This window comes from Candidatus Ichthyocystis sparus, from assembly GCF_900078745.1.
GTDB classification, from domain to species: Bacteria; Pseudomonadota; Gammaproteobacteria; order Burkholderiales; family 2013Ark19i; genus Ichthyocystis; species Ichthyocystis sparus.
Map to the genome: position 1 here is coordinate 1 of NZ_FKII01000060.1, position 7,264 is coordinate 7,264.

The 7,264-nt window shown below is 37.8% G+C and carries 2 protein-coding genes; both read left to right on the forward strand.

Features of this window, described 5'->3' with window-relative positions; all coding sequences use genetic code 11:
• Positions 1–647: 647 nt before the first annotated feature.
• Complete coding sequence (locus tag A6733_RS05770) at positions 648–5,342, forward strand: hypothetical protein (RefSeq protein ID WP_092460657.1); 4,695 nt, start codon at positions 648–650, stop codon at positions 5,340–5,342.
• 1,645 nt (positions 5,343–6,987) lie between these two features.
• Positions 6,988–7,264: hypothetical protein (locus tag A6733_RS05775; protein ID WP_141663470.1), on the forward strand; the 277-nt coding region annotated here is incomplete at its 3' end.

Consider the following 7,264-nt stretch of genomic DNA (forward strand, 5'->3'; position numbering starts at 1 on the left):
GACACGTAACGTTGATCTATATTTTAAATGTTGCAGTTAATGTTTTAAAATATTTATACTAGTTTTGGTCTTATGTTAGATATGTTCCACATAAGTTATAGTGTATGTACGTGATATATTTGTACTATGCGCTATATTTATTAACTGTTATGTATTATCATGTTTGTTTATATTACTTAAACTTATTTTGCCTAACATAAAATATTTGTTGATGTTTGATAACAATCGGTTACGCTTGTCCTGTTAATTTATTTTTGTTAAGTTAAATAATTACAGATTGATGATCTATATATTAATACTTTATTTATGCGATTAATTGTTATTTATTGTGTGTAAATATTTTTTTAAATTATGTGCAAGCTACCATCGATACCAAGAGTGGTGTTTTTACTTCTTTTTCTTTGCTTGTATTAATTTTTTTTTGTGTGAGTTATTTAATTAATTGAGATACTAAAATTTGGTTTACAAGAGTGATAGTATGCTACTTTGCCCCTATTTTTATACCTTAGTGTTGAGAGCTTTTCGTTACTGTACCAGCTTGCATTATGTGGCATTGTTGTGATCATCTGTGACGTTGGCGTGTGAGTTGGCGACTCAAATAGAGTTGATACTAAAAATAGTAAATAATAAATATAAAGAGACTTGTTATGTATCCTGTGTCATCTGTAACCAGTGATGCCACCGCTTCTAGTGGTGCTACAGAGAGTGTGGATGGTAGTAATAGTGAAGGTGGTACTATACAGGGTAGTGATTTGCAGCAAGTTGAGTTTTCTTCTTTTCCTACTTCAAATACTGCTGTTATTGCTACAAGTGAGAGGGTGAGTACTAAGACTGTTGATGAAGTCTATGCCGAAGATTTTGGTGCTTCTATTGTTGTTTCTTCTCCAGTAATTACTGTTGATTCGGATGTTTTGGGTTCACTGGGTGTCGTGTTATCTCCTGACAGTGTTCGAGTAATTGAGGGTATCTTTCTTAAAGTTGATGCATTCGCTGAACTTACTTACGTGAGTATGGTAGGCACTCAACTCCTATCAAGCGTGAGCAACGAGCTTACTGTGACTGGACGAGCTATTTGGTATTTTACTTATAGGATGATGTGTGAAGATAGTTTTGTATCCAGTTGCCTTGATGAGTACCATTCCCGGCATCGCCCTGGTTTTATACATGCTCTTCCTAGCATTCAAGTGTTATCTAATTCTCCTGACCGTGGTGTAGTGCCATTAAGTGGAGATAGCTTGTCAGATTTTTTATCGAGACTAGATTGTGCTGTACGTAATAGGGTAAAGTCTATTTTTGACTCTTGTTGGGGTAAAGTTTCTGTTGCCCTGGAAAAAGAGACCTTGGATGCTCTTAGTTGTAAAGATTTTATCAAAGTTCTCGAAGTTGCCGGTATTCCTCCATTAGCATCATCTGCAATGTCGGAAGCTATGGTATATGCAAGAAGTAGAGTCCGTATAAAGAGTAAAAATCGTGCAATAAGTGAAGGCACGGGTAAGTGTACGGCATCAAGAACTAGTGTTACTGATATTGCACATTCTTCTGGTTCTCAGTTATTGCCATCTCAGTCTCATACTGAATTATCAGCTCATATGCATTCTCAATCTGAGTTACGATTAGGGACTCAGCTGTGTTCTGTTGGAGATTGTGGTGGTGAGTCTTACTCTGATCATATTGCAGCAAAAAGACACAAGAGTAGTGACAGTGTTACTGTATCTACTTGTACTGAGACTGGAGTTGTTTCCTCCATTGTTCGTATACCACCTGTTTCTTCTGAGTCGAATATTCTAACTTCTTCTGTAATTTTTTCCCCTTCCTCTTGTGTTTTACTCTCTGTTCAGTGTGTTGATTTGCTGGGTGTTAAATTACATCCAGACAGTGCTGAATTAATTCGTAGTATCTTTCGTGAAGTTCGTATGTCTGCCAGAGGGTCTTTCTCGCAATCTATGGCAGATTACATCTCAACTATAGCGAGTAGTGAACTTTCGGCGATTGGGAAAGTTATTTGGTTCAAAACCTATAAGGAACTGCATCTATCTAGGTTTATGTGTAAGTTAGTCTGTGTGTATCATTATAAGTGTTATCCCAATTTTGTACGTGCCCTTGGTAGTGTTCGGGTATTATCAAATTCCTCTGATCCTATGCTGGTGCCATTAAGTGGAGTTGGGTTACTAGATTTTTTATCAAAACTAGATTGTGCTATTCGTGAGGAAGTGAGCTCTATATTTAACTTGGAGTGGGATAGAGTGGCTGATAAGGTTTTTGCTGGACTAGAAGATGGATCATTTGGAGATGTTAGCTGTGACGATTTTATTGATGTTCTCAATGTTGTTGGTATTCATTTAGTAGAATTTTCAATTTATCAAAGACGTGTGGCACGTAAAAAAAAGACGCTAGGAAGTGGTAGTAGTGAATGTACGGTTGATGTTACGGAATCAAGATCTATATCGATGCTAGGGGAGGGCTGTGACCAATCTTCTTCTAATCAGCCTGGTGGTTTATCTGCGGTTGGTGCTGTCTCCACAGTTGTGATACCACCTGGAGGTACAAAGTCTTTTTTGCTTGTTACGGTAACTACTCCAACTACTCTTGCTACTACAGGTAGAGAGGTGGATGCTAGGAGCATAGGTGGTATTTCTGCTCAAAAATACGGTACTTATACCGTTGTTTCTTCTTCAGCTGCTACTGTTATTCATTCTTCTGCTATCTCTTCTCTACAACTTGAGCCTGAGTTATTATCTCGACCTGAATCTAAATTACTACCTAGGCCGCGTCTCCAATCTGAGATGCGGTCAAGTCAAAAACCTGCTGCTCCGGATTGTGATTCACTGTGTGCTATGGTACTTCCTGAATGTGCCCTAATGATTAAGGATCTCTTTTCTGAAGTTCGTGCATTTGCTAGAAGTGTTTATGAGGATGTAATAAGTAAACAGCTCCCACCAGGAATAAGTAACAAGCTTTCTGTGACTGGAAGAGCTATTTGGTACTGGACCTACACGAAAATGTGTGAGGCTAATTTAGTATTTAGGTGCCTTGGTGAGTACCATGCTAAGCACCGACCTGGTTTTGTACGTTCTCTTTCTAAAATTAAAGTATTGTTGGATTCTGAAGTTAGTTTGCTAGATTTTTTATTGGCGCTGGATTGTGCTATTAGTAGAGAGACGAAGTCTATTTTTAGCTCTTGTTGGAATGAAGTTTCTGTTTCTCTGGAAGAGGAGTCCTTGGGTGCTATTAGTTGTGGAGATTTTGTTAGAGTCCTTAACGTTGCTGGCATTCCCGAAGTGGTGTTATCGGCAAATGTAGAATCCTATGGAGTAGGTATTAAAGGTAGGGGCGCAGTACCAGTAACTAGTGTTGTAGGTCTTGCGCATTCTTTTTCTCCCAGTTCTCAATTATCACCATCTCAACAATGTGTTGATTTGCTGGGTGTTAAGTTACATCCTGACAGTGCTAAGCTAATTTACGATCTCTTTTTTGTCATTCGTAAATCTGCCAAAATGTCTTGCTCGATGGTACTGAATTGCCTCCTAAGGGCTATGAGTAGTGAACTTTCTGTGGTTGGGAAGGCTGTTTGGTGCAGAACCTATAGGGAACTGCATTTGCTTAATTTTATGGCTAAGTTTTTTTGTTTGTATCATTCCAGATACCGTCATAATTTTATACATTCTCTTGCTGATATTAGAGTATTGTCAAGTTCTCATGATCGTAGCCTAGTGCCATTAAGTGGAGATGTATTACTAGGTTTTTTATCGAAACTAGATTGCGCTATTATTGATCAGGCTGAGTCTGTATTTAACTCAGAGTGGGATGAAGGAGCTAAGAAAGTCCTTGTTGCACTAAAAGATGGTTCATTAGCTGATGTTAATTGTGATGATCTTGTTAATGTCCTTGATGTTGCTGGCATTCCTAAAGTAGCATCTCTGATTTCTACGAAATATGGAAAGTATCAAAGATTTTTGATGAATAAAAGCAAGACATTAGGAATTGATAGTAAACGTAGGGCTGGTGGTACTAGGTCTGTTCCCCGAGAGCCAGGAATGGATCTCAATTTGTATGGCATCCATTTTCGAAAAATTTTGCCTAAGCCTAATCCTGGAGCTTCTGATCAACGTGATAGTATATCTGCTACTGGTAATGTCTCTAACCAACCTGCCAGTGTATCTGTGACTGATACTGTCACCGCTGCAGTGCCATTACCTGGAGGTAAAGGGTCTTCTTTGCCTGTCGTTACCGAGTTTGTAGCTGTTTCTGATCAACCTGCCAGTGTATCTGTGACTGATACTGTCACCGCTGCAGTGCCATTACCTGGAGGTAATGGGTCTTCTTTGCCTGTCGTTACCGAGTTTGTAGCTGTTTCTGATCAACCTGCTAGTGTATCTGTGACTGATACTGTCTCTACTGTTGCAGTATCACCTGGAGATACTGGATCTTCTTTGCCTGTTATTGAGCCTGTTTCTGTGCCAGATGTCTATGAGGATTATTTTTTAACTGTTGGTGAGGATGTTGTAGTATCAACTGAAGATGCTTCTGCTGTTATAGATGTAGATGAATTGCCTATTGAAGAACCTTCATCTTTGCTTGTGCCTTCGTCTTCACCTACACCTTTTTCACCTCTATACGAGTCGAGAGCAGCTTCTGATATTTCCTCTGCCTCTCCTTTGGCTGGGGAAGCTATAGTTAGATCAACTTCGGTTGATGTTACTCCTGCGTTTTGGTGGTTGGAAGATGAATCATTTTCGCCTCCCTCTTCACCTTCTATTGCGCCCTCATCGTTATCTTTATCTTCATTTTTATCTCCATCTGGATCAGGATTAGATGCAGATGTTTCCTCTTCCTCTACGGATTCACTTGAGTTGTCTAGAGAAGTTGGATTGACCTCGGAAGTTATTGTTTCTGAGTCGGAAGTTTTAGTAGATGAGTCAACTCCTGCGTCCTCATCTGGGCATCTAATAGTGCCGATTACTGCCCCTTCTCCTGTTTCTGCTTCTATGAGTAAATCTTCCATGGCAACTAGTAGTAGTTCTTCTAGTTATTTTTACGGACCTAAGAAAGCATTTATTATGCAATTAGCTAAGGAGCCTTTTGAGATACCTGCGAGTAATGATGTCATTGCTGGGCCCTCCTCTTCTGCACCTGTGGTTGTTGCTAACATTCCGCCAGTGGCTGCTGCTACTGATTCTGGGGATGTGGGAGTGAGATTGGCAGCATTGCTGAATCGAGGGTTGCCACCTTCACCACCACCTGTCGATGAACCGAGTGAGTCTATGAGAGGTGGTAGAGTTGGGGTGTCTTCTTCACATAGGGGTAGTGCTCAGAGAGGACGTGGGCGTAAAAGGAAAAGTTAATTGTGAGAATTGATCTACTTCCTTACTATTGGCATTACACAATTTTGTGTGTTTGTTGTGTGCTGATGTTTATTTTTATACGATAGATTACCTCCTCTTGTGTTTCTTGCATGTTAGATATAGGCCATGTTTTTTTGCTTGTATTCATTCAGTTTTTATAGGTAGTTTTTTGGGCCTCACCACCTTCTTGTTCAACAAATATTATAAACTTCAGTGGCACTGTATTTAGTTAATAACTCTTTTATACCAATACATTAATCTGTGTTTTTATCGTATTTATAATTTGTATACTATTAACTACTACAACTACTATTTAATGGGTAATTTAATATCGTTAAAATATTAAGTTTTTTTATGTGTTTTCATATATCAAGTTTGTGATCTTATATGACATAATGCGAAAATGTGGTTCCTCATCTCAGCGCTATAACTTTGTAATACTGAGCATGATGAGTAAACTAATGCTCAGTAGTATTAATTTATTAATCTATAACGGAGCATGATGTTTTGTTGACGAATAAATAAAAATATTGAATTTTTAATTTAGTAGTAATTATATTTCTACTCCAACCACTTCAATGATGTTATCGGTTAATCACAAAATTTGAATAAAACGATCCATACTTGGTATTCACGTTGCACATGATAAGTGATTGTTAAGTTTATATGTTTTTTTTGTGTCAAAAATAAAGCTATTGTACGACAAGTAAGGTGTATTGATTTTTTTATTGAATTGGTGGAATATAAATTTTGAGTATTACTGATTAATATGTTTGAAACATTCGTAGGCGCGTTAATCTTGTACACGACAGATTGTTTTACATAAATTACAGTATATGTACTTGGTTTATTTGTATTATATTAGTTGTTGATTAATTGTCATTTATTAGTTTGCTAACAAGGTTGTTGTTGCGTTTATTTTGTTAATGCATTTTTCAAGTTAAATGATTGTCAATTGATGGGCTATATATCTATTTAATTAATTATTGCTTATTGTGTGTAATTTTTTGTCCTTTGTGGCTTATATGCAAGCTGATACAGATTATGGGTGTCTTCCTTTAACTTTGTCTTTGTGGTAACTAATACTTTTGTGGATGTGAGTATTGTTTTATAAATTGAGCTATAATAATGATGATGTGAGGCTATGCCTATTGATGGTGTTGTGTTTTTAGTTGTTTACTTGTGACTTTTTTCTTGTAATGTTGGTGTATAGGCTAGTGTTGTGATGTTAAAGTAGGAATGCGAGCAGTGAGAGATTGCTACACATGCTTATTAGTGCACATTTGTTTTAGTTAAATAATGATCAATTAATGAGCTGAGTTTGAGTTATTATACAATTAATTGTTATTTATTGAATGTAGTTGTTTGTTTTTTTTAAGTTATATACAGGCTACCATCGCAGATGAGTGGTTTGTCGTGGCTGTGGGAACTCTTTTGTGTGTGAATCATTTCGTTGATTGAGGTGCAATAGTTTGAGGTACGAAAGTGATAGTGTATGGCTCCGCTTCCGATTGTACCCCCGTTTGTGATGTTGAGTGCATTTAGTTGTTGGATTGTACTCACTTCTCTCCTTTCTGTGGTGTTGGTGTGTGAGTTGATACCTAAAGTAGTAAATGACGAATAATAAATATAAAGAGAGCTTGTTATGTATCCTGTATCTGCAACCAGTAGTGCCGCTGCTTCTAGCGGTGCTCTGGAGAGTGGGGGTGATAGTAGTGATAAAGAGGGCACTATAGTACAGGGTAGTGATTTGCATCAAATTGAGTCTTCTCCTGCCCCCACTAAAAGTAAGAGGGTGAGTACTGAGGGTGTACGTAAAGCTTCTGTGCAAAAACATAGTGCTTCTGTTGCTGTTTCTTCTTCAGCCTTTACTGTTGATTTGGATGTTTTGAGTTCATTGGGTGTTGAGTTACCTCCTGAGA